The sequence below is a fragment of the Pseudomonas sp. D1HM genome, from assembly GCF_019266105.1.
Taxonomy (GTDB): domain Bacteria; phylum Pseudomonadota; class Gammaproteobacteria; order Pseudomonadales; family Pseudomonadaceae; genus Aquipseudomonas; species Aquipseudomonas taetrolens.
The window spans coordinates 1-23,868 of sequence record NZ_LRMN01000008.1; the positions used below are offsets into that span (position 1 = coordinate 1).

Here is a 23,868-nt window from a genome sequence, read left to right on the forward strand (position 1 = left end):
GCTGATGCTGATGCGGATGCCGACGCGGATGCCGATGCTGATGCCGACCTGGAAGCATTCGATGATGTTGCTACTGCCGAGCTCACTGTAACTCCGGTTACGACCAACACGGCGCTGGACGACATGAGAGTGTTCACGCTGCTGGGAGTGGGCGGAATTCAGCTCGGGGTGACTACGCGGTCGCAGGAATTCACTGTGACAGGCGATAACACTGGCACCTTGAATCTGTCCTTCGGTGAGGGCGAGCTGGTTTCCCTGTTGGGTGGCGGGTTCACTGCAACACTTGAAGTCAGCGACGGTGCTGGCGGTTGGACGCCTGTGGATGTGGGCGGTGTAAACGGTGGCTTGCTTGATCTGCTAGGTCTCTTCGGCTCGAGTTCCAGCGCTGAAGTTGACGGTCTGGCGGCGGGTCAGTATCGCTTTACGCTCGCAATGGACCCTGCAGTCGTGGCAGTGGGTGCAAGTGCTACCGCGCAACTGAGTGTCGATAACGAAAGTCTGGTTGATTTCGATACGACAGGAGGCGATGTCAGCGGTAACGTCATCACGGATAACGGCGTGACCGGTTTGCCGGACTCTCCTGGTACTGGCGCAGATGCGACGGTTCAGACAGTCAATGGTGAGCCTGTTGATTCCGATCCGGCTGTCGGGACGGTCGTGCAAGGTCTGTACGGTGAACTGACGATCTTTGCCAATGGCGATTACAGCTACTCAGCCAATGGCGATCCGGCGAATATCGGTAAGGTCGATACCTTTGCGTATCAACTGACGACGCCTGCGGGCGGGACGGCTTCTGCCAACCTGTACGTACACATCGACAGCACTGACAGCACGGTCATCTGGGATCCTGCCGATCCGTCGGCTCCAGGTGTGGTTGAGCTGGTGGCAACCGATGACATCGCAACGGCACAGATTGCTATTGATAACGTGGTAGAGACTGAAAGCGTTACGGCGCTCAGCTACTCGCCGCCAGCAATCGGTAGTCGTACGGCGAATGGTGAAGCAGTCCTGATCGATGCAGATTCGACGGCAGAGCTAGTTGTCAGCCGTAGCTTCGCGGGCATCGGGGTACTTCCTACAACAACCATCGTCCTGCAGCATCTGGAGAATGGTGTCTGGACTAATGTGGTAGGGCAGTCCACAACCAACGCGACGCATACCTTCACCGGTCTGATGGCAGGTGAGTCGTATCGAGTGTCGTCCACCACAGGTGCATTGATATCTGCGGGTACGATTACGGTTGCACAAACGCTGAACACCACTCACCTGGATCAGTTCGTCACAGGTGCAGCAACTGCCGCGACAGGTAATGTCCTACTGGCCGGCGATCACTCTGTAGCAGACAGCCTGGGTTCTTCGCTGACTGTGCTGAGTGTGCTGGTGAACGGGGTCTATGTGATGCCGGGTCAAGTTGGTTCGGTAGTGCAGGGGCTTTACGGCACTCTGACGTTGCATGCAGACGGTAACTACAGCTACACCACTACGCCGGGACTGGCACTTGCAGATGTCGGAAAAGTGGATAGCTTTACTTACAAACTCACCACACCAAGTGGCCAAGAGGACACTGCCACGCTGTATGTACGTGTTGACTCACCTGATCGTGATTTGGTCTGGGACGATGCCAACCCTGGCGATCCTGCCACCGAAGCCCCTGGCTTCGCAGCAGCCTCGATTGTGGAAGACTCGTCACAAGCTACTATCACTGAAGGTGCCGACGGTGCTGATCAGATCGCGATCCATGACACCGAGTTTGCAGCGGTGGATGGCGGGGCTGGTTTCGACACCCTGTTGTGGAACGGTGGAGATGCGACGGTTGATTTGAGCTTGCTGGTTGGCAAGGTCAGCGACATCGAGAGCATCGATCTGAACGACTTCAGCGCAGTCGATCTGACTGTGAGTCTGGAAGATCTGTTGGCAGTGACGGCACCTGAAACGGATAGATTGTTTATCGAGGGTGACGAGCAAGACAGCGTCCATCTGACGGGCAACTGGTCGGTGGGTACTACTCAACTGGAGAACGGGCAGGAGTACGTGGTGTACACCAGCCAGGAAGATGATACCCATCAACTCTGGGTGCAGAGCGGTATCAACGTGGTTTAACCACGTTGTGGGCGGGGAGGGTCAGGCCTTAGGGCCTGGCACTCTCCTTTCATCCCTTTGATGTCTACTGTAACGGTCCAGGCGGTGCAGATTGCACCGCTCTGGCGTTACACACCGAATTCTAGTAATGCTGTGCATGTCGCTGAAATTCATCCGACTGCATGGTGAATTAGCATCTATCTTCTTTTTGACTGTAAGCCGTTTTGGAGCATTACTTGAAGCCTAAGGATCGGTTCGGGTTCCTGTTTTTGGCTTTGTTGGCTAGCGCCATACAGCCATTGACGATAGAGCAGGCCGTAGCGCTTACACGCGACTACGCACCTGAAAGTATCAACACCATCAGCCCAAAAGATGTGGGCAAGAATTTACCGGGCGATTCGTTCGGCGCCAGCCAACCGGCTGCCCCTCGAAACGAGATCCCCGACAACCTTGACTTGACGCAAGCCGTGCAAATGGCTGTTGGCTGGCATCCAGCCATCGCTGAGTCGATCAGTCTTCTGTATCAGCAAAATGACTTTGTGACCGTGGCGCGGGCAGGGTATTACCCGCAGATTAAAGCGGGGCTCAACTCCGGGTATGACAGCGGTCTGACCGGCAATGGCCAGAGCCAGGCCTTTACCTTGTCGCTCTCACAAATGCTGTATGACTTCGGCAAGGTCGACAGTAGGGTAGATAGCGCAGTGGCACGGGTGAATGGCAAGCAGGCTTCGGTCTTGCTGGCGATCGACCAAGTCGCGCGCGATACCGCTTTTGCTGTCATCGAGCTGCAGCGTTATCAAGCCTTGCTCGAGATTTCCAAGGCACAAGTAAAAGGCCTGACGGCCATTGCCGATCTGGCGCAAAAGCGCAGCGACATGGGTGCCAGTACCCGTTCTGACCTGATCCAGGCGCGCTCGCGGGTTGAGGCGGCAGTGGCGACACAGTTGCAATTCACTGCGCTCTATAACCGCTGGCGCAGTACGTTGGCCAGTTTACTCGGCGCGCAAACGCCGGTCAGTGTCACGGCTACCATGCCCGCTACGTTGAGTCAGTCCTGTGAGGGGATTAATCCGGACGAAGTCCTGACACCCTCGCTGTTGATCGCTCAGGCCCAACAGGTGGATGCCATGGCGCAAATAGCTTTGGCACGTGCTGAAGGTCTGCCGACACTGTCGCTGGATCCGTCGGCCACTCAGTACCTGGACAGCAACGATGATGATGGCACTTCCGGCGGCCGCGACCGGACCCGCTACGGAGTGTTCCTCAACGTCGAAGTGCCGTTGTATCAGGGCGGTGCCATCAATGCCCGTAAAGCCGCCGCGGGACAAGCCCTGCGTTCTGCCGAATCGGCCAATGATGCCGCACGGCTGGCTGTGCGCCAGGGTTTGCTTGAGGCTCGTGACCAGACCTCCAGCCTTGTGCAGCGTCTCTCTACCCTGAGTTTTCGCGAGCGAAGCATTTCCGAAACCCGTGATTTGTATCGCCAGCAATACCTTGAGTTGGGCACGCGACCGTTGCTCGATTTGCTGAACGCTGAGCAGGAAATCCACCAGGCTGCCATGGATCGGGCTAACACTGCAGCTGATCTGCACCGGTTGGAAATCGATTGCCTCTACAACAGTAGCGGCTTGCGCACGGCATTTAATCTGGATAGCAGCACTATCCAAGGTGTGGAGATCCGACCATGAACGATGCCGTAAAGCTGGAATCCGAAGAGAGCGTTGAACCTCAGACGCTTGAGGAGAACAGCGCTCTGGATTACGAAGGCTGGCTTGAAGCAATCCTGGCGGTCGCGCGGCATCACCGCCTGGATTGTTCGGCGCAGAATGTACGTATCGCGGCGCAATGGAGTAAAGACGTCAACGTGGACGAGGTGCTGCGTCAGATGGCGCGGCAGGCCGGGCTCACCCTGAAGATTGTCGACTTCACCCCGTCGTTGCTGGTGCAGCGGCGTTTGCCATTGGTGCTGCAATTTAGCGACGGTCAAATCGGGGTGCTGCAGGCGCTCAATGACGACGATGAACTGGGCATTGTCTACAGCGGTGACCAAGGTCTGCAAAGTCGTATCAGTCGGGCCGAGTTGCTGAAGTCTGCGACCAAGGCGCTGATTCTGCGGCCCAACCAGCAGGCCAAGGACTCCCGGGTCGATGACTACGTAAAGCCCTACGACAGGAGCTGGTTCAAAAGCATTGTATTGCGTGATATGCGCCCTTATGGGCACGTCATGCTGGCGTCTTTGGCGGCGAACATCCTCGGTCTGGCCGGGGTGCTGTTTTCGATGCAGGTGTATGACCGGGTCATTCCAGCCGAATCAATGCCGACGCTGTATGTCTTGTTTGGTGGCGTCATGCTGGCGCTGTTTTTTGATTTCATCCTTCGGATCATGCGTGTACGCATTACTGATCTGCTGGGCAAGCGTGCAGATATTCGCGTCTCAGACCTGGTGTTCGGGCATGCCATCCGGTTGCGTAACAGCGCCCGGCCGAAGTCCACGGGGTCGTTCATTTCGCAGTTGCGCGAGCTTGAACAGCTGCGCGAATTGATTACATCCAGCACGGCCAGTGCTTTGGCGGACTTGCCTTTTTTCCTGATGTTCCTGGTGATTTACTGGTTTATTGCCGGGCCTCTGGTGGCTGTTCCGTTGACGGCGCTGTTGTTTCTGGTGGTTCCGGGCTTGCTGGCGCAAAAGAAATTGGCGCGGCTGGCGAATCAATCGATGCGTGAAAGTTCGCTGCGCAGCGCCATGCTCGTGGAAACGGTTCAGGGGCTGGACGACATCAAGATGCTCCAGGCCGAGCAGCGCTTTCAGCAACAATGGAACCATTACAACGCGACCGCGGCCGATGCCAGCCTGCGCTCACGGGTACTGACCAGTGGTTTGGTGGCCTGGACCCACAACGTACAGGGGGGGGTCTTCGCTGTCGTTGTGGTGTTTGGTGCGCCTATGGTCATGCTGGGGGATATGACCACCGGTAGCCTGGTGGCTGCATCGATTCTGGCTTCGCGCATGATGGCACCGATGTCGCAGCTCACCCATGTTCTGACGCGTTGGCAGCAGGCCAAAGTGGCATTGGAGAGCATGCACCGAATCATGCAGCTGCCGGTTGATCAGGCAGAGGGCAGCAAGCGGGTACATCTGCCGGTGATTAGTGGCAACTATGAGTTCAACCAGGCCGCCTTCAAGTACTCGGAAGACGCAAAACTGCCGGCCTTGACCGTTAAAGCCTTGAAGATCAAACCGGGCGAGCGCATCGCGGTGTTGGGGCGCAATGGGGCTGGCAAGTCGACGTTACTGCAGGCGATGGCCGGCATGATCGACCTCAGCTCGGGAGCTCTGACGCTGGATGGTGTCGGGTTGAGCCATATCGATCCGGCCGATGTCCGTCGTGATGTGGGCCTGTTGACCCAGAACTCCAGATTGTTCCACGGCACCTTGCGCGAAAACCTGATGCTGGGAGCACCCCACGCGAGCGATCAGGAAATCCTCGAAGCCCTGGAGTTGACGGGTGCGATGGAGTTCATCAGTAAATTCGCGCTGGGTATGGATCACATGATTCTGGAGGGTGGGCTTGGCTTGTCCGGCGGTCAGCGACAGTCATTGTTATTGTCCCGGCTGATGATTCGCCAACCGCAGATTGTGCTGTTGGATGAACCCACTGCGTCCATGGACGATATCACCGAGCGCAAGCTGATTCAGAGCCTGGGCCAGTGGGGTGCACAGCGCACACTGATCATTGCGACACATCGGATGAGCGTATTGAGCCTGGTGGACCGGATCATTGTTGTCGACAACGGTTTGGTTGTGATCGATGACACCAAGGACAACGCGATTGCGCGGCTTTCAAAACCCAGGAATCAGGCGCAGTGAGTCGGCTGCCCATGCAATTGACTGCGCGAAAGGATGGCTCTGATGTTCAATAACAAAAGTTCTTCGGGTTTGAAGCAGCAGCCAGGCGTGCCCATTGCGGGTGCTTCACCAGGCGATGATCATGCTGGCGATGATAGCCTCGATGACGCTGCAGTGGTGCGCTCAACGCGGATTGTCTGGTGCGTGGCATTAATGCTGCTGGCGTTTGGTATATGGGCCTATCTGTTTGAAATAGACGAGGTGTCGACCGGTACCGGCAAGGTAATCCCGACCTCTCGCGAACAGGTTATTCAGTCGCTGGAGGGCGGTATTGTTGCGGAGCTCAATGTCTCCGAAGGGGATATCGTCAAGCAGGGCGAGATCCTTGCCAAGCTCGATCCTACCAAGACCGAATCCAACTTTGGTGAGAGCGCGGCCAAGTACCGGGCTTCGCTGGCCAGCGTGGCGCGGTTACAGGCCGAAGTGAAAGGCGTTGCACTGAAGTTTCCTGATGAGCTCAAGGACTATCCGGCACTGATGGCCGCCGAAACCGATTTGTACCAGACCCGGCGCAAAGGGCTTGAAGAGTCTCAATCGGGAGTGCGTGCATCGCTGGGGCTGGTCCGCAGTGAGCTGGAAATCACCGAAAACCTGGCCAGGGTCGGTGCGGCGAGTAACGTCGAGGTGTTGCGCCTGAAGCGGCAAAAATCAGAACTTGAGCTGAAACTGACCCAGTCTCGCTCCGAGTACATGGTGCGGGCGGGTGAAGAACTGGCCAAGGCCAACTCTGATGTGCAAACCCTGTCTTCAGTTCTCAAGGGGCGGTCTGACTCTGTTACCCGGCTGACATTGCGTTCGCCGGTAAGAGGCATTGTCAAAGACATCGAAGTGACCACGATCGGCGGGATCATCCCGCCCAATGGCCGGCTGATGCAGATCGTGCCCATGGACGACCAGCTATTGATCGAGGCCCGCATTTCGCCACGGGACATTGCGTTTATTCACCCCGATCAGGATGCCAAGGTCAAAATCACCGCCTACGACTACTCCATCTACGGCAGCATGGATGGCAAGGTCGTGATGATCTCGCCCGATACCATCCAGGATGAAGTCAAGCCGGAAGTGTTCTATTACCGTGTATTCATCCGCACCAATGCCAATGAACTCCACAATAAGGCCGGCAAATCCTTTGCCATTGTGCCGGGGATGATCGCTGCGGCGGATATCAAAACAGGTCAAAAAACAGTGCTCGATTATTTGATCAAGCCGATGAACCGCGCGCGCGAAGCCTTGCGCGAGCGCTAAACCAGGGGCGTCGTGATGCTGGCCTGAAAGCGCACGGGCCTGAAGTGCCGGCCATCGGGCCGGCCTTCTATCTACGATGCAATGGTAGGGGGGGGACTGCGAAGTGTGTCTGTCTGTGATGGCGCTGTTGACTGGCCCGTTCAGGCGCCAGCCAACAACTTCGGCAGTTGCCGGCTCTAGACTGCCTGGACGGCTTGCTCAGAGGGTGTGAGGGCTTCCACCAGTTTCGAGAGACGGGTGCCTCCCGAGCTTTTTACCAACACCTTGTCACCCGCCCGGAACCACTGCTCGGCCTGCTCTGGCAGCTTGGCCAGCAGGGCATCGACGTTCTCGAACCACTCAATACTCAACTGATCGCGCAAATGCACATAGACGCCGTGCATGAGCGGGCCGCAGAGTACGGTGTGACGAGGTGCTGCAGCCAGCAGGTTTGGGGCCAGTTCCAGGTGATAGCGTTGTGTGTCTGGCCCGAGCTCAAGCATGTCTCCCAGCACCGCGACGCGCTGGGCGGGCGAACCTGGCAAGTCGGCCAGCATGTCCAGTGAGGCCATCATCGAACCCGGGTTGGCGTTATAGGCATCATTGATCAGATGGTACTCACCGCCGTCGCACGGGATGGTGAGCGTGTTGCCGCGGCCGGAAACCGCCTCGAACGATTCCAGTGCTGCCAGTGCTTCGCTTGTGGACAAGCCAGCGGCCCTCAGAGAGGCCAGCACCGACAACGCATTGAGTACCATGTGCTGACCACGGACCCGCAGTTTGAATTGCACGGGAGTGCCCTGAAAATTGGCATCGACCTGCAGACCGGACGGTTGTGTCAGACACTTGATCACTCGCAGATCTGCCTGGGGGTGCTCGCCGTAGCTGATGACAGTCAGTTGCGCACGCTCGGCCGCTTGAGCGAAGACAGAATAGTAGGGCATGTCATGGTTCAGCACGGCATGGCTGCCAGGCGCCATGGACCTGAAAATTGCACTTTTCTTGCGTGCCAGGTTTTCCAGGGTGCCGTGGTATTCAAGGTGCGCTGGCGACAGACTGGTGACGATTGCAATGTGAGGGCGTACCAGGTCGGAGTTGAGGGGCATTCTGCCGACCGCCATTTCCAGTACCCAGAATTTCGCCGGATCCGTCATGCTAGCCAGGTTCCAGGCGATGCCATGAGGCAGGTTGGCGTTGCCTTCGGTTTGCGCCACTGTGCCCAGTTGCTGCAACGCATGAGTGAGCATGGCAACCACAGTGGTCTTGCCGGCGCTGCCGGTGACGCCGAACACCTGTCCGCCGAACGCTTGCCTGGCATAGCGACCCATTCTCAGCATGGCGTCTGCAGTGTCCGCTACTTGCAGCACTGGCAGGCCGGTATCCAGATAGGGGGTCGGGTCGACGCACATAAAGGCAGACGGGCGTTTTGCCTTATCCGCTTTTGCCCAAACCTTAGCCAGTCGTGTTTCATTGGGGCCGACCCAGCTCAATGGTCGGGTCAGCATGCGCTGCGGTTTGAAATGCAGCATGGAAGGGGTGAGCCCCGTGGCTTGCCAGTCTGGCGCTGGCGCAACTGCCCAGGTGCCGCCGGTCGCTCGTGCAACGGTTGCTGCGTCCCAGCGCCAGCCGTCGGTACTCTGCTGCACTGTTTGAACCTGAGGAGCGCCATCGAGCAGGTAACGGTGATAAGCGATAAGGCCTGAAAGGTAGTGTTCGACATCATCGATACGGACGCGGAAGGCGTGATGGCGGATGAAGAACGAGCCCACGATGCGGGACGGGTTGCGAAAGAACATGGCCATTTCCGGCCAGAAATAACCGTTGAGCAAATGCCCGGCGCGATGATGCAACGCGCGATAGAACGCATCCAGATTGACTTCGTTGAGCAAATGTCGCAACGCGGGCTGCTTTTCGATGCGTTGCAGCATCTGCTGCGCAGCCATCATTAATTCCAGCAGTGTCGGGAACGTCGTGATGCGTTGTTGCACAAAATCCAGGTAGTCGACGAAGTTGTTCAGGCCAAAGCGAAAGTATTTTTCTTCAGGCCGGTAGCGAGTCAGCTCATTGACGCAGTAGCTCAACCAGTGGTCGTGTTCGCGCCAGTGCTCTTTGGCAATGAAGTAGTCGAACGCTTTTTCGACGATGTTCAGCCAGCGTTCGTCGCCGCTTAAACCATAGAGACGCATCAAGCCGAATGCGGCCTCACCGTCATAGTAAATAATTCTGAAAGGCGCTTTGACGCTCAGGTCTTTAGCGTGCAAGACGTGATTGAAACCACCAGTCTGCACGTTTTGCATCCAGGCAATGCCATTGGCCAGGGCTTCGAGCAGCGGCAGATAGTCTCGGGTATCGGTCACTTCACAGTATTTGACCAGTGCCAGCAGGCAGACCGCATTGCCTCCCAGCTTGATCTCGTCACCGCTATCGACCAGGAACGCGGCATGGCTGCCGTCTGGCAAGGTGTAAGGTTTGATCAGGTGGTGTGTAAGGTAATCGAGGGACCGGTGGATGGACGCTTCGAGCTCAGGGTCCTTGACCAGTGCCCAGGCCTCGATCATTGAGTACGTGGTACTGGCATGACGCAGTGTGTTGTAGTTCTGGATCCTGCGATCAAAACAGGGGAAATGGCCGTAGACAAACTGACCGCTGTCCTTGACTTGATGGCGAAGAAAGTCTGAGGCCGTCTCAATCTTGCTCCTGACATCGGCTGCGTCCAGCAACCCCGTCGTGCGTCGACCGACATCGGGCCCAGAGCTGCTGAGGGCATAGGCTTTTCCGTCTTCTGCACAGAAAACACCTTGAGTCTGGAACAGGTACACCGGGGTTTGAGGAAAGGCCTGTGCGTTTATGGCGGCGGCCTGCGCAGCGGAATCCTCAAACCGTCTTTTCGCGTAAACCGAGAAATTGTTCATGTTGAAGCTGGCGAGGGGAACCGTTGGGCCGCCGTAAAGAATGGCGTTGCCATTAAGCTCCTGCTCGGTCAAGGCAGTCTCCAGCGCCGGGTCGAAAGCGAGCCCGTACCTGAAGTAGTTGCGCTTGTAGCGTTTAAAGCGCTCCTGCAATTCATCCCATGACAGCGAGGTGATGTTGACGGCTCGCTCGACCCTCAACCACAGGCGTTCCGGTGGCTGCTCTTGATTGGGTGGCGTCTTCGGTTGCGCTAGCCTCAGCACGCCTGCGCTCCACGCCTGCTCGAAGGTATCGCCGCTGGACTGAATCACCTCCGCCCGCTGAGTGCCGTTGCTGATGGAGAAAAAGAGCGTACAAGGTGTTTTCGCTTCATCGCGGACACTCGTGCCTGCATCAATGTTGACCAATAAAGTGTGGCAGGCGTCGAGTTGCTGTATCAAAGACATAAGAAAATCCATAGTCAACGTCACATGAAAACAGAGAGCGCACGGAAATAAGTGTTGGGTATTGCTCAGTCTTTCTCGTCCTGCCTGGGCGAAGATGACACTAATGTGCGGTGTGTCACATAAAATGCCCATGCGTTACGAATGGAAAAAACTAGTAGGGGTGTGTCGCACTGGAATTTTAATTCTTTAGTGCGAATATACTCCTTTAGTGTTAATTCAAATTAATTAGTACTGACGTACTAGTTAATTGTATGTACCGGGCCCTGCAGTGTTTCTTTAATCGGCATGTCTATCGGTGTTTCGAGGGTGTTCAGGTGGTTCTTTATGAGTTTTCTAAGAATTTGTGACACTGTCAGGTCGACCGTTGCAGACAGCGCCTCTAATTTTTCTTTAGTTGGCGCATCAATCAATATAGTCAGTCGTGCAGATTTCTTATCCATGATCGGCCCTTCATATTACGCCGCTGCGCCGAAGGCAGCGGACGACTGTTATTTCAGCAAATGATACATTTATATAGTAGCTTTGAAAGGCTTAGCAAGTGCCCTAGTTGCGGAGATCTAAAACTTTACACGGGAACGCCGTAAAAACGTCCAGCCTGCGCAGGCTCATGAACTTGAGTTCTAGCAAATACTTCGGTAATGCCATTGTGATATTACGGAAAGGTAGTTGAAATTCCGGAGTGCCCGGCAGGGCAATTAACCTTTAGCGAGCTCAGTTGAAGTAAGTGGCTAATGGCTATCAATTGTTGGCCAGGAGGGGCGCAATCTGTCGATATGAAGCGATAGCTTTTGCTGAGCGAGTTTGCGGGTATTCGAACGAATGGTTCTGGCTCGCTGGTAACCGGATGCTTATGTCTGCGGCAGGAGGTTCTATCAAGGGGGAGGGTTAAAAGCCGAGCGTGCAGGAAGCAACAAAGCGCAGTCAGGATGATATCGGGCAATGAAGGGAAGCAGCAGGTGTTCTGAGGGGGCTGAAATCGACCGGACTGTCAGGGCTCACGCTTGCGGTGGCTCTCTGAAAACACTTGGCAGTGCTGTGGCGGTCAGTAGCGACACTGCTTGTCGGAAAGTCAGCTTCCGACCCGCAGTTAAAGAAAATGGTGCACCAGGCGGGATTCGAACCCACGACCCCTGCCTTCGGAGGGCAGTACTCTATCCAGCTGAGCTACTGGTGCAACGCGGCGCCATAATACTCATCTGCGTGTCGCTCGTCCATGCCGCTGATTCGTCAGGTGTTTCTTACCGCGTTATGGGCTATTAATGAGGCTTGGGTCAGCAAACCACAGCAGACGACCGCTTGTTCTTTTTTTCGAACAGCCTATTGTCCTTTACCCCCTTTAACCCTAGGATTCGTTTGAGATTTCAAACGCTCTTGTCTGAGTGCTAAACCGCACGGCTTCTACTTTGTGCGTTTTCTAGATACTTTGGCCGGTGTATGACTTCCTGACGGCAGCCTTTTACGGCGCCTTTCACTTCTAATAATTCGCTCCGCCCTCGCGCGGTGCTGTTAAGGAAAGCCCACATGCAGCTCAAAGACGCACAATTGTTCCGCCAGCAAGCCTACATCGATGGTGCTTGGGTTGATGCGGACGGTGGTCAGACGATCAAGGTCAATAACCCTGCGACCGGTGAAATCATCGGTACAGTGCCTAAAATGGGCGCGGCTGAAACGCGTCGCGCCATTGAAGCTGCAGATAATGCGTTGCCGGCCTGGCGTGCCCTGACCGCCAAGGAACGCGCGACCAAGCTGCGTCGCTGGTTTGAGCTGTTGATCGAGCACCAGGATGACCTCGGTCGCCTGATGACGCTGGAGCAAGGCAAGCCATTGGCTGAAGCCAAGGGCGAGATCGTTTATGCCGCTTCGTTCATCGAGTGGTTCGCTGAAGAAGCCAAGCGTATTTATGGCGATGTGATTCCGGGCCACCAGCCAGACAAGCGCCTGATCGTGATCAAACAACCGATCGGCGTAACGGCTGCCATTACCCCGTGGAACTTCCCGGCAGCCATGATCACCCGTAAAGCAGGCCCGGCGCTGGCAGCGGGTTGCACCATGGTGATCAAACCGGCTTCGCAAACCCCATTCTCGGCACTCGCCCTTGTTGAGCTGGCGCATCGTGCCGGTATCCCGAAAGGTGTGCTGAGCGTTGTGACCGGCAGCGCCGGTGACATTGGCGGCGAGCTGACCAGCAACCCGATCGTGCGCAAACTGTCTTTCACCGGTTCGACCGAAATCGGTCGTCAACTGATGGCTGAATGTGCCAAAGACATTAAAAAAGTATCGCTTGAGCTGGGCGGCAATGCGCCGTTCATCGTGTTTGACGACGCAGACCTGGATAAGGCCGTCGAAGGCGCGATCATTTCCAAGTATCGCAATAACGGACAGACCTGCGTCTGCGCCAACCGCCTGTACATTCAGGACTCGGTCTACGATGCATTTGCCGAAAAGCTGAAAGTAGCGGTCGCCAAGCTGAAAATCGGTAACGGCCTGGATGAGGGGACCACCACAGGTCCGCTGATCGATGACAAGGCAGTGGCCAAGGTCAAGGAGCACATTGCCGACGCACTGAGCAAAGGCGCGACCTTGCTGACCGGTGGCAATAGCCTGGAAGGCAGCTTCTTCGAACCGACCATCCTGATCAACGTGCCGAAAAACGCAGCAGTGGCGAAGGAAGAAACCTTTGGCCCGCTGGCCCCGCTGTTCCGTTTCAAAGACGAAGCTGAAGTGATCGCGATGGCTAACGACACCGAGTTCGGTCTGGCGTCGTACTTCTATGCCCGTGACCTGAGCCGTGTATTCCGTGTGGCTGAAGCTCTGGAATACGGCATGGTGGGCGTCAACACCGGTCTGATCTCCAACGAAGTCGCACCGTTCGGTGGTATCAAGGCGTCGGGCCTGGGCCGTGAAGGTTCCAAATACGGCATCGAGGACTATCTGGAAATCAAATATCTCTGCCTGGGCATCTAACCCGGCGGGTGGTTCAACAGACGGGACACGAGAGCGATGTCTCGTCTGCGTTTCAAACAGTTTATTCCTGTGGCCGGGAGCGCCATGCCAGTCGATCATCGCATGCTGGCATCGTCGTCTCCCTGGCGCGTCAGCCTTGAACCACGCCGCACGATGAGCGGCGAATGAGGACACCATGAGCAACAAGACCAACGCATCCCTGATGAAACGCCGTGAAGCCGCTGTTCCGCGCGGCGTTGGCCAGATTCACCCGATTTTTGCCGAGTCGGCGAAAAACGCGACTGTCACCGACGTAGAAGGTCGTGAATTCATCGACTTCGCTGGCGGCATTGCAGTGCTGAACACCGGTCATTTGCACCCGAAAATCATTGCCGCCGTGCAAGAGCAACTGACCAAACTGACCCACACCTGTTTCCAGGTGCTGGCTTACGAGCCGTACGTTGAGCTGTGCGAAAAGATCAACGCCAAGGTGCCGGGTAACTTCGACAAGAAAACCCTGTTGGTCACCACCGGTTCTGAAGCTGTCGAAAACGCCGTGAAAATCGCCCGTGCCGCCACGGGCCGTGCAGGCGTGATCGCCTTCACCGGCGCGTATCACGGCCGCACCATGATGACCCTGGGCCTGACCGGTAAGGTCGTGCCTTACTCGGCCGGTATGGGCCTGATGCCGGGCGGTATCTTCCGCGCCCTGTACCCGTGCGAGCTGCACGGCATCAGCGTTGACGACTCCATCGCCAGCATCGAACGCATTTTCAAAAATGATGCCGAGCCTAAAGATATCGCCGCCATCATCATTGAACCGGTTCAGGGTGAGGGTGGCTTCTATGTGGCGCCGAAAGCGTTCATGGCCCGCTTGCGCGAGCTGTGCGACAAGCACGGCATCCTGTTGATCGCTGACGAAGTACAGACCGGTGCGGGCCGCACGGGCACTTTCTTCGCCATGGAGCAAATGGGTGTCACCGCTGACTTGACCACCTTCGCCAAATCCATCGCGGGCGGTTTCCCGCTGGCGGGTGTGTGCGGCAAGGCCGAGTACATGGATGCCATCGCGCCAGGCGGTCTGGGCGGCACTTATGCCGGTAGCCCGATTGCTTGTGCTGCTGCTCTGGCGGTACTGGAAGTGTTTGAAGAAGAACACCTGCTGGACCGTTGCAAGGCTGTCGGCGAGCGTCTGGTCTCTGGCCTGAAGGCCATTCAGGCCAAGTACCCGGTGATCGGCGACGTCCGTGCACTGGGCGCCATGATCGCAGTCGAGCTGTTCGAAGGGGGCGACACCCACAAGCCGAACGCAGCCGCGGTGGCTCAAGTGGTTGCCAAGGCGCGTGACAAAGGCCTGATCCTGCTGTCGTGCGGTCCTTACGGCAACGTACTGCGTGTGCTGGTGCCACTGACGTCGCCTGACGAGCAGTTGGACAAGGGCCTGGCCATCATCGAAGAGTGCTTCGCTGAACTGGCTTGAACCCTTGCGCTCTTAGCGGGATGACCTGAAACGCAAAAAAACCGCTTCGGCGGTTTTTTTGTGTCTGGCGTATTGAGTTGTGTGCCTCTGTCTGTAACCGCTGACGGGTTGAATCCCGGTAGGGGACGCAACCCGTCGCTGGAGAGGTTCAGACCGCTGCAGGACGCAGTGAGTAGGTCTTGAGCTGATGAGCAAACTCGCGCAGCGAATGGATCCCGCTGGCCTCAGCTTCGTGAACCCACTCTTTGATCGCAGCCAGCATGTCATGACCGTTGGAGCTGGTTTTGACCCAGATCTGCTGCAGGGCAAGACGCTTCTCGTAAATCACTTTGAGCGAGTGGCTGTGCTCAAGCAACGTCTCGATACGCTGATGATGGCGTTCTTCCAACAGGCTGGTTTCGCGGGAAAGCAGGCGCTTTGCCCGGCGGAACTGATGCCTTACCGAGTGATCGACCTTGGCCAGCTCTTGCTGAACCAGCGGAGCGATCACCAGCTTGCGGTACTGCGCCATGATCTGGAAGCGGTTGTTCAGGATCGCCATCGCGGTGTCCATGTCCAGATGGCCTTTGCCTTCGACCCGATGGGCAATAGGCGCAACACGCTGAACCTTGGCCAGGCGCAAGAAGCTGAACACTTTGATCCATGCCCAGCCCAGGTCGAACTCCCACTTCTTGACCGATAGCTTGGCCGAGTTCGGGTAGGTGTGATGATTGTTGTGCAGCTCTTCGCCGCCAATGATGATGCCCCACGGCACCAGATTGGTCGCAGCGTCGCGGCATTCAAAGTTGCGATAGCCCACGGCATGCCCCAGCCCGTTGACCACGCCTGCGGCCCAGACCGGGATCCACATCATCTGGATGGCCCAGATCGTCAAGCCGATGGCCCCGAACAACAGCAGGTCGATGACCAGCATCAACGCCACGCCCAGCATTTTGTACCGCGAATAAAGATTGCGCTCGATCCAGTCTTCAGGACAGTTTTTGCCGTAAATGCGCAGTGTCTCGGGGTTCTGTGCCTCTTCGCGGTACAGCTCGGCACCTTTTCGCAGCACAGTCGACAACCCTTTGATGACCGGACTGTGGGGGTCATCGACGGTTTCGCATTTGGCGTGGTGTTTACGGTGAATGGCGGTCCATTCACGTGTGTTCTGCGCCGTGGTCAGCCACAGCCAGAATCGGAAGAAGTGTTTCAGGCCACCATTCAGCTCCAGCGAGCGATGAGCTGAGTAGCGGTGTAGATAAACCGTGACACCGATAATGGTCACGTGGGTCATCAACAGGGTGACTGCCACCAGTTGCCAGGCTGACAAGTCGAGAAAACCGTTGTACCACATAGGCTGTTTGGCCCTCGGAAAGATAAAAAACTGCAACACGCATTATCACCATGCAGCCGGATAAAACCAGTCGACCTTTCAGATAAGAGTTCCGGGATGTTTCTTACTCTATAATTCCTCTTTTTTTGTAGGCGCTTTAATTTTCTTATGTCGGTTTCTTCTCGCGACGCTTTGCGCGCGGCCTTGATGTACGGCGGCCTGTCGTTACTCTGGCTGCTCTCCACTGATTATTTATTGACCAGTTATTTCGATGGTTCGGAGCAATTGACGCGCTGGCAGCGGATGAATGGCTACATTTGGGTGCTGTTCAGTGCCGTGATGATTTTTCTCGTTCGCGCCCGTCTGTTCCGTTTTCTGGGGGAAGGGGCTGACTTGAAGCGTCAGCGTGAAGATCAGGAGCGTCTTCGGCAGGCGGGTGCAGTGTTTGATTGCACCCGGGAAGGAGTGCTTGTCAGCGACCGCAGCGGGGTGATTGTGCATGTGAACCGCGCCCTGGTTGAAATCACTGGCTACACCCCGGAAGAAGTACTGGGGCGAAGACCCAGCATGTTCAAGTCGGGACGCCATGGCCCTGAGTTCTATCAGACAGTGTTCAAGTCATTGCAAGACCACGGTAATTGGCATGGCGAGATCTGGAATCGACGCAAAAGCGGTGAAATTTACCCGCAATGGCAGACAGTTCGCGCGATTACCGACGCCAAAGGCCAGGTCAGTCACTACGTGGCGGTGTTCTCGGATATCTCCGCGATAAAGAAATCTCAGACCGATCTGGTGCGCCTGGCCCACCATGACCCGCTCACTGACCTGCCTAATCGCCTGCTGTTTACAGACCGTGCCGAACAGGCGTTGGCATTTTCACGGCGCCACAATTGCGGTTGCGCGCTGCTGCTGATCGATCTCGACCATTTCAAAATCATCAACGACAGTCTTGGTCACAATGTAGGCGACCTGTTGCTCAAGGCCGTGGGTGATCGCTTGCAGAGCGTGTTCGGTAAAAACTTTACCGTCGCGCGCTTGGGCGGTGACGAGTTCGCCGTGCTGGCCGAGAGCTGCGCTCAGGTTGCTCAGGCCGTTGTCATGGCGCAACAGGTGCTGGAGCTGATGAAAGGCGCATTCGAAGTCGATAAGCACCCGTTATTTGTCAGCGCCAGCATCGGCATCAGTGTGTTCCCCGGTGATGCATTGAACGCTGAGCAATTGCTGCGCAATGCGGACTCGGCTTTATTCAAGGCCAAAAGTGCCGGGCGCGAAGGCTATGCCCTGTACACCGAAGAACTGACAACCCATGCGCAATATCGTGTTGAAGTGGCCAGCGACCTGCGTCGGGCTCTGGAGCGACATGAGCTTCGCGTGTTCTACCAGCCGGTGCATGATTTGCGTACCAGTCGCTTGATCGGAGTTGAAGCGTTGGTGCGCTGGGAGCACCCGCAGCGGGGATTGCTGACCCCGGGTGAGTTTATTCCGGTCGCGGAACGCACCGGGTTAATTGCTGAAATTGACGCTTGGGTGCTGGAGCAGGCCTGCTTGCAAATGAGGCAATGGCAATCGTCGGGCATTCATCTGTCGTTCGTTGCAGTGAATATCTCGAGCCGATTGTTTACCCGCCCCGAGCTGTACACGCTGGTTTCGACGGTATTGGCCGATACCGGGCTGGATCCGGCGTTGCTGGAGCTGGAAGTGACCGAAAGCGCGGTGATGGAGGATTCACATGTCGCGCTCGAGCAAATGCACCGCCTGCGAGCATTGGGCTTGCGACTGGCCATCGATGATTTTGGCACCGGGTTCTCATCGCTGCTGCGGCTCAAGCAATTGCCGGTGCAGAAGCTGAAAATCGATCAGGGATTTGTTGCCGGATTACCGCAAGACAATGACGATGCGGCCATTGTGCGTGCAGTCATCGCGCTCGCCCAGAGCATGGGTCTGCAGGTGCATGCCGAAGGGATAGAGCAAGTCGAGCAGGCGCAATTCCTGCTCGACTTTAATTGCGACCTGGGCCAGGGCTATTGGTTTGGCCGGCCGGTGCCAGCCCAAGAGCTGGACTGGCAGCGCGCCCCGGCGATTCGCCCCTGAGTCGCGACTCAGTTCTTCTCGGGTGGCAAGGTCGGCAGCGCACGCAGTGCGGTTTCGTACCATTCGGTGTTGAAGGCGCGGTCTTCTTCGAGGATCGCGTCAATCTCGATGGCCAGAACATGGGCCATCATGTTCAAAATATCGTCACGCTCATAGCCGACCAACGTCAATTTGTTGAACGTGGCCTTGGCGGCGGGCGGGTTGTCACTTTCAATCTGATTTTCGATCGCCTGAATCAGGGTGGACTCAGCGAACTCTTCTTCTTCGTTATCGATATCTGTTGGCTCGCTCATGGCAGGCTCCTCAAGTTAAGGCCGGCAGTTTAACTGTATTCGGGCCGGTGGCTAGCCAGCTTGGAGACGAAGCTCTATAACAGCGGTTGCCAACCCCTACATGGCCTGGAGGCTTTGCAATGCTCAAGCTTTATGGATTTGCAGTCAGCAATTACTACAACATGGTCAAGCTGGCGTTATTGGAAAAGGGTGTGCCGTTCGAAGAGGTTCCCTTCTTTGCTGGCCAAACGCCAGAAGCGCTTGCGATCAGCCCGCGTGGCAAGGTCCCGGTGCTGGGTGTCGATCAAGGCTTCATCAATGAAACCAGCGTGATCCTCGAGTACATCGAACAAACCCAGCCTGGCCCGAAACTGCTTCCGGCCGATCCGTTCGAGCGTGCCCAGGTACTGGCCCTGGCCAGAGAAATCGAGTTGTACATCGAGTTGCCCGCCCGCGCGTGCTATGCCGAGGCATTCTTTGGCATGCCCGTGCATGACGCGATCAAGGACAAAGCCAAGGGCGAGTTGCTTCTAGGGATTGCTTCGCTGAGCCGTCATGGCAAATTCACGCCTTATGTGGCGGGCGAAACCCTGAGCGTGGCGGATATCTATTTCCTGTACAGCATGGGTCTGGCCTGTGCTGTCGGTCATAAAGTATTTGGGCTGGACTTGCTGGCGCAATTCCCTGCCGCCAAAGCGCTGCTGGAGCGTTTGGAGCAGAACCCGCACGTGCAAAAAATTGCAGCGGATAAAGACGCTGCCATGCCGCAGTTTCTGGCATGGATCAGCAGCAAGAAGTAATCATCTGGCCGGCAGGAGCGAGCAAGCCCGCTCCTGCTGATCAGTGTTAGCGGCTGGCCAGCAGGGCCTTGCCGCGAACTACTGCGGCTTTCACCTGTTCAGGTGCCGTGCCGCCGATGTGGTTGCGCGCATTGACCGAACCTTCGAGCGTCAGCACGGCAAACACGTCAGCTTCGATCTGATCGCTGAACGTGCGCAGCTCTTCGAGGCTCATTTCAGCCAGATCCTTGCCCGTGTCCACGCCGTACTTCACGGCATGGCCGACGATTTCGTGGCAGTCACGGAACGGCAGGCCACGGCGTACCAGATAGTCCGCCAGGTCTGTGGCTGTCGAGAACCCGCGTAGCGCCGCTTCACGCATGATTGCGTGCTTGGGTTTGATCGCCGGGATCATGTCGGCAAATGCACGCAACGAGTCACGCAGCGTGTCGGCCGCATCGAACAGCGGCTCCTTGTCTTCCTGGTTGTCCTTGTTATAGGCCAGCGGCTGGCCCTTCATCAGGGTCAGCAGGCCCATCAGTGCACCGAACACACGGCCACTTTTGCCGCGTACCAGTTCAGGAACGTCGGGGTTTTTCTTTTGCGGCATGATCGAGCTGCCGGTGCAGAAACGGTCCGGCAAATCGATGAACTGGAATTGTGCGCTGGTCCACAGCACCAGCTCTTCGGAGAAGCGCGACAGGTGCATCATGGCAATACTGGCTGCTGCGCAGAACTCGATGGCGAAGTCGCGATCGGACACGTTGTCCAGCGAATTGCCGCCCACAGCATCGAAACCCAGCAATTGAGCGGTGAGTTCACGATCGATCGGGTAAGTGGTACCGGCCAGTGCTGCGCTGCCCAGTGGCATGCGGTTGGTGCGCTTGCGGCAATCTACGAGACGCTCGTAATCGCGGCTGAGCATTTCGAACCACGCCAGCATATGGTGACCGAACGTGACCGGCTGGGCCGTTTGCAGGTGCGTAAAGCCAGGCATGATGGTCTCGGCTTCGCGCTCGGCTTGCTCCAGCAGGCCTTTTTGCAGGCGGGTGATTTCCGCCAGGATGATGTCGATTTCATCCCGTAGCCACAGACGAATATCGGTGGCCACCTGGTCGTTACGGCTGCGCCCGGTGTGCAGCTTTTTACCGGTCACGCCGATGCGGTCAGTCAGGCGCGCCTCGATGTTCATGTGCACGTCTTCCAGATCGATGCGCCAGTCAAAGCTGCCCGCTTCGATTTCGCTCTGGATGGTTTTCAAGCCTTCGATGATGCTGTCGCGTTCGGCATCGGTCAGCACACCGACCTTGGCCAGCATGGTCGCGTGGGCTACAGAGCCCATGATGTCGTGGCGATAAAGGCGCTGGTCGAAAGTGACGGAGGCAGTGAAGCGCGCAACGAAGGCGTCGACGGGTTCACTGAAGCGGCCGCCCCAGGACTGATTGGTCTTGTCGGTGCTCATGGATTCGCTCGTAATCGGCTGAGGGGATTTACACAAAAAGTTACTGCGGATCATAACAGGGTTGCCAATCGTGGCGTTGACGCAGGTCGGCCGGTTTTGGCATGAAGTGACGTATTAATAAATTTCCGAAACGAAATGTATCGATTGGGCACTTTCGTCTTGGCAACCGTCTACAGTTGGTCGTATGGATCAGTCGCTGCAAGTCTCTGTAGATTGTCAGACGTATCCGGTATTAAATCGAACAACAGACACAGGTGAATTTTGCTGTGAGGTTTGCGGCACTTTTTGGTCTTCGCGCTAGTCTTAGCGTGGATCGCCGTGACAGTTGTCACTTCACCTGTCTACGCTATCCTTGTGCGAGACTCACGCAGGAATACAGCGCTATATGAATGTCCTGATCGTTGATGACGAAACCCTGGCCCGCGAGCATCTGAGCAATGTGCTCGGTGCGCTTGGGGGTTATAAGTTGCTGGAACCTGGCGCCTCTCATGGTGAAGAGGCCTTGGGCCTGATTGAAAGCCTCAAACCGGATGTCGTTTTGCTTGATATCCATATGCCGGGCCTCGACGGGTTGCAGGTTGCAGCCAAATTATGTGAGCGCGAACTACCGCCCTCAATCGTGTTTTGCGTGGCGCCTGACGAGTTTTCAGTGCAAGCGCTGCAAGACAGTGGCGTCAGCTACGTGCTCAAACCGGTCAGTGCCGAGGCCCTTGGCGTTGCATTGAAAGAAGCGCACCGGCCGAATCGCGTCCAGCTGGCAGCGCTTACCCGCCCTGCTGCACAAACGGGCAGTGGTCCGCGCAGTCACATCAGCGCCAGAACCCGCAAAGGCATTGAGCTGATCCCCATCGATCAGGTGATTTACTTTATTGCCGACCACAAATACGTGACCCTGCGTCATGAAGGCGGCGAAGTCCTGCTCGATGAGCCGCTCAAGGCCCTTGAAGACGAGTTTGGTGAGCGCTTTGTGCGTATTCACCGAAATGCACTGGTGGCACGCGACCGGATCGAGCGCTTGCAGCGCACACCGCTGGGGCACTTTCAGTTGTTCCTCAAAGGCTTGAATGGCGATGCACTGATTGTCAGTCGGCGTCATGTGGCCGGTGTTCGCAAGATGATGCAACAGCTGTGACCCGCGACTAACAAGGCGTGTGGACGCGTTTATGGCCAGGGAGGCCACGTACTTTCTGATACAAGTCAAAGCTGTTTTGGCTGAGCTGTTATTATCAGCCGTATCTTTTCAGTACGGATTGATCCATGTCCTCTCGCGAAATCCGCATAGCTACTCGTAAAAGCGCCCTGGCTCTGTGGCAGGCCGAATACGTTAAATCCCGTCTAGAACAGGCCCATCCGGGTCTTGTGGTGACGCTGGTGCCCATGGTGAGCCGTGGCGACAAGCTACTGGACTCGCCGCTGTCGAAAATCGGTGGCAAGGGGCTGTTTGTCAAAGAACTCGAAACCGCCCTGCTCGAAAACGAAGCCGATATTGCCGTGCACTCGATGAAAGACGTGCCGATGGACTTTCCTGAAGGTCTGGGGCTGTTCTGCATTTGTGAGCGCGAAGACCCGCGTGATGCCTTCGTATCCAACACGTTCTCCAGCCTTGATGACTTGCCCGAAGGCAGTGTGGTCGGCACCTCCAGCCTGCGTCGCCAGGCCCAGTTATTGACCCGTCGTCCCGATCTGCAAATCCGTTTTCTGCGCGGTAACGTCAACACTCGTCTGGCCAAGCTCGACGCAGGCGAGTACGACGCGATCATTCTTGCCGCGGCCGGTTTGATTCGCCTCGGTTTCGAAGACCGCATTACCTCGGCGATCAGCATCGAAGACAGTCTGCCCGCGGGCGGCCAGGGTGCCGTGGGTATTGAATGCCGTAGCGCCGACCACGAAATTCACGCGTTGCTGGCCCCTTTGCATCATGCGGAAACAGCCGTACGCGTGACCGCAGAGCGGGCTCTGAACAAGCACTTGAATGGTGGTTGCCAGGTGCCGATTGCCTGTTATGCGGTGTTGGAAGGCGAACACATATGGCTTCGCGGCCTGGTCGGCGAGCCGAGCGGGGGGTTGCTGTTGAGTGCTGATGCACGCGCACCTCAGAGCCAGGCCACTGAGCTGGGTGTGCGGGTTGCTGAAGACCTGCTGGCCCAGGGTGCCGGCGATATTCTGAAAGCCGTTTATGGTGAGGCAGGTCACGAGTGACCGGCTGGCGCTTGTTGCTGACCCGGCCCGTCGAAGAGTCAGCTGCGCTCGAGAGTGAGCTGGAAGCCGCCGGGATTTTCAGCTGCAGCTTGCCGCTTTTGGCGATCCGCCCGTTGGCGCTGGCTGCCGAGCAGCGAGCGCTGATCGCTCATCTTGATCGTTATTGCGCGGTGATTGTGGTCAGCAAACCCGCGGCACGCCTGGGCCTTGCGCTGGTCAGCCAGTACTGGTCGCAAGCGCCGGCTCAGAAGTGGTTCAGCGTGGGGGCCGCCACGGCGCAGATTCTCACCGACTACGGCCTTGATGTTAGCTACCCTCAATCCGGTGATGACAGTGAAGCGCTCCTGGCAATGCCCGAATTCCACCAGGCAGTAGGGGGCGATCATCCGCGGGTACTGATCCTTCGCGGCGAAGGGGGAAGGGAGATGCTGGCTGAACGTCTGCGTGGCCTTGGGGCCAAGGTCGACTACCTTGAACTGTATCGTCGCGAGTTGCCGTCCTACCCGCCGCAGACCCTGATTCAGCGTGTGAAAGAGGAACGCCTGAACGGTCTGGTGGTCAGCAGTGGGCAGGGTTTTGAACATTTACACCAGTTGGCCGGTCATGACTGGCCGCAACTGGCATGCTTATCGTTGTTTGTTCCAAGCCCCCGGGTGGCGGAGATGGCCCGCAATGCCGGGGCCAAACATGTTGTGGATTGCCGTGGTGCGAGTGCCACGGCTTTGCTGGCGGCGCTACGGGAGCGTCCCGTACCTGCTTTCTAA

Annotated in this window: 17 protein-coding genes, 1 tRNA gene and 1 pseudogene; 13 read left to right on the top strand and 6 right to left on the bottom strand. The window is 56.9% G+C overall.

Annotation, left to right across the window (positions count from 1 at the left end; translation table 11 throughout):
* From AWM69_RS11835 to AWM69_RS11850, 4 genes are all read left to right on the top strand, one after another.
* Window positions 1-2,100 (top strand): BapA/Bap/LapF family large adhesin (locus AWM69_RS11835; protein WP_373274320.1); only part of this gene is annotated, 2,100 nt, incomplete at its 5' end.
* A gap of 248 nt (window positions 2,101-2,348) precedes the next feature.
* On the top strand, window positions 2,349-3,767 hold the full coding sequence (locus AWM69_RS11840) for a TolC family outer membrane protein (RefSeq protein ID WP_218727001.1): 1,419 nt from the start codon (window positions 2,349-2,351) through the stop codon (window positions 3,765-3,767).
* The gene (locus AWM69_RS11845; RefSeq protein ID WP_218726930.1) at window positions 3,764-5,947 is read left to right on the top strand and encodes a type I secretion system permease/ATPase; all 2,184 of its coding nucleotides are present in this window, start codon (window positions 3,764-3,766) and stop codon (window positions 5,945-5,947) included. The genes AWM69_RS11840 and AWM69_RS11845 overlap by 4 nt, the downstream gene beginning before the upstream one ends.
* A 93-nt stretch (window positions 5,948-6,040) precedes the next feature.
* Complete coding sequence (locus tag AWM69_RS11850) at window positions 6,041-7,231, top strand: HlyD family type I secretion periplasmic adaptor subunit (RefSeq protein WP_218727003.1); 1,191 nt, start codon at window positions 6,041-6,043, stop codon at window positions 7,229-7,231.
* Between the two features lie 176 nt (window positions 7,232-7,407).
* On the opposite strand, the gene AWM69_RS11855 is transcribed toward AWM69_RS11850, so the two are convergent.
* The 3 genes from AWM69_RS11855 to AWM69_RS11865 all read right to left on the bottom strand — a co-directional run bounded on the left by AWM69_RS11855 (window position 7,408) and on the right by AWM69_RS11865 (window position 11,740).
* Entirely contained in the window at window positions 7,408-10,566 is a 3,159-nt protein-coding gene (locus AWM69_RS11855; RefSeq protein WP_218726931.1) for a UDP-N-acetylmuramoyl-tripeptide--D-alanyl-D-alanine ligase, read from the bottom strand.
* Window positions 10,567-10,805: 239 nt separating this feature from the next.
* On the bottom strand, window positions 10,806-11,006 hold the full coding sequence (locus tag AWM69_RS11860; RefSeq protein ID WP_131654881.1) for a CopG family transcriptional regulator: 201 nt from the start codon (window positions 11,004-11,006) through the stop codon (window positions 10,806-10,808).
* Window positions 11,007-11,663: 657 nt separating this feature from the next.
* Window positions 11,664-11,740: transfer RNA gene (locus AWM69_RS11865), tRNA-Arg, on the bottom strand.
* Between the two features lie 347 nt (window positions 11,741-12,087).
* Here AWM69_RS11865 and gabD point away from each other — a divergent pair.
* From gabD to gabT, 3 genes are read left to right on the top strand one after another with little or no spacing between them, the layout of a single operon-like run.
* Entirely contained in the window at window positions 12,088-13,530 is a 1,443-nt protein-coding gene (gene gabD, locus AWM69_RS11870; protein WP_218726932.1) for an NADP-dependent succinate-semialdehyde dehydrogenase, read from the top strand.
* A gap of 36 nt (window positions 13,531-13,566) precedes the next feature.
* A complete protein-coding gene (locus AWM69_RS22880) occupies window positions 13,567-13,698 on the top strand; it encodes a hypothetical protein (RefSeq protein ID WP_256930311.1) in 132 nt (43 codons plus the stop codon).
* A 7-nt stretch (window positions 13,699-13,705) separates the two neighbouring features.
* The gene (gene gabT / locus AWM69_RS11875; RefSeq protein ID WP_218726933.1) at window positions 13,706-14,989 is read left to right on the top strand and encodes a 4-aminobutyrate--2-oxoglutarate transaminase; all 1,284 of its coding nucleotides are present in this window, start codon (window positions 13,706-13,708) and stop codon (window positions 14,987-14,989) included.
* Window positions 14,990-15,137: 148 nt separating this feature from the next.
* Here gabT and desA read toward each other — a convergent pair whose 3' ends face one another.
* Window positions 15,138-16,322 carry a delta-9 fatty acid desaturase DesA gene (desA, locus tag AWM69_RS11880; RefSeq protein ID WP_048383781.1) on the bottom strand — a complete coding sequence of 395 codons (1,185 nt, stop codon included), beginning with the start codon at window positions 16,320-16,322 and terminating at the stop codon, window positions 15,138-15,140.
* Between the two features lie 147 nt (window positions 16,323-16,469).
* Here desA and dibA point away from each other — a divergent pair, with 147 nt between their 5' ends.
* The gene (gene dibA, locus AWM69_RS11885) at window positions 16,470-18,392 is read left to right on the top strand and encodes a phosphodiesterase DibA (protein WP_218726934.1); all 1,923 of its coding nucleotides are present in this window, start codon (window positions 16,470-16,472) and stop codon (window positions 18,390-18,392) included.
* Between the two features lie 8 nt (window positions 18,393-18,400).
* Here dibA and AWM69_RS11890 read toward each other — a convergent pair whose 3' ends face one another.
* Window positions 18,401-18,685, bottom strand: coding sequence for a hypothetical protein (locus AWM69_RS11890; RefSeq protein WP_048383783.1), 285 nt, complete (start codon window positions 18,683-18,685; stop codon window positions 18,401-18,403).
* A 119-nt stretch (window positions 18,686-18,804) separates the two neighbouring features.
* On the opposite strand from AWM69_RS11890, the gene AWM69_RS11895 reads away from it, so the two are divergent.
* A complete protein-coding gene (locus AWM69_RS11895) occupies window positions 18,805-19,464 on the top strand; it encodes a glutathione S-transferase family protein (protein WP_218726935.1) in 660 nt (219 codons plus the stop codon).
* 46 nt (window positions 19,465-19,510) lie between these two features.
* On the opposite strand, the gene argH is transcribed toward AWM69_RS11895, so the two are convergent.
* Window positions 19,511-20,905 carry an argininosuccinate lyase gene (argH, locus tag AWM69_RS11900; protein ID WP_131654876.1) on the bottom strand — a complete coding sequence of 465 codons (1,395 nt, stop codon included), beginning with the start codon at window positions 20,903-20,905 and terminating at the stop codon, window positions 19,511-19,513.
* 266 nt (window positions 20,906-21,171) lie between these two features.
* On the opposite strand from argH, the pseudogene AWM69_RS11905 reads away from it, so the two are divergent.
* The 4 genes and pseudogenes from AWM69_RS11905 to AWM69_RS11920 form a co-directional block, all read left to right on the top strand.
* Window positions 21,172-21,294: pseudogene (locus AWM69_RS11905) on the top strand (sensor histidine kinase); the annotation flags it as partial.
* Window positions 21,291-22,037, top strand: a complete 747-nt coding sequence (locus AWM69_RS11910; RefSeq protein ID WP_048383786.1) for a LytTR family DNA-binding domain-containing protein — start codon at window positions 21,291-21,293, stop codon at window positions 22,035-22,037. The pseudogene AWM69_RS11905 and the gene AWM69_RS11910, both read left to right, overlap by 4 nt.
* Window positions 22,038-22,162: 125 nt before the next feature.
* Window positions 22,163-23,104, top strand: a complete 942-nt coding sequence (gene hemC / locus AWM69_RS11915; protein WP_048383788.1) for a hydroxymethylbilane synthase — start codon at window positions 22,163-22,165, stop codon at window positions 23,102-23,104.
* Complete coding sequence (locus AWM69_RS11920) at window positions 23,101-23,868, top strand: uroporphyrinogen-III synthase (RefSeq protein ID WP_131654875.1); 768 nt, start codon at window positions 23,101-23,103, stop codon at window positions 23,866-23,868. Before hemC ends, AWM69_RS11920 begins: the two co-directional genes overlap by 4 nt.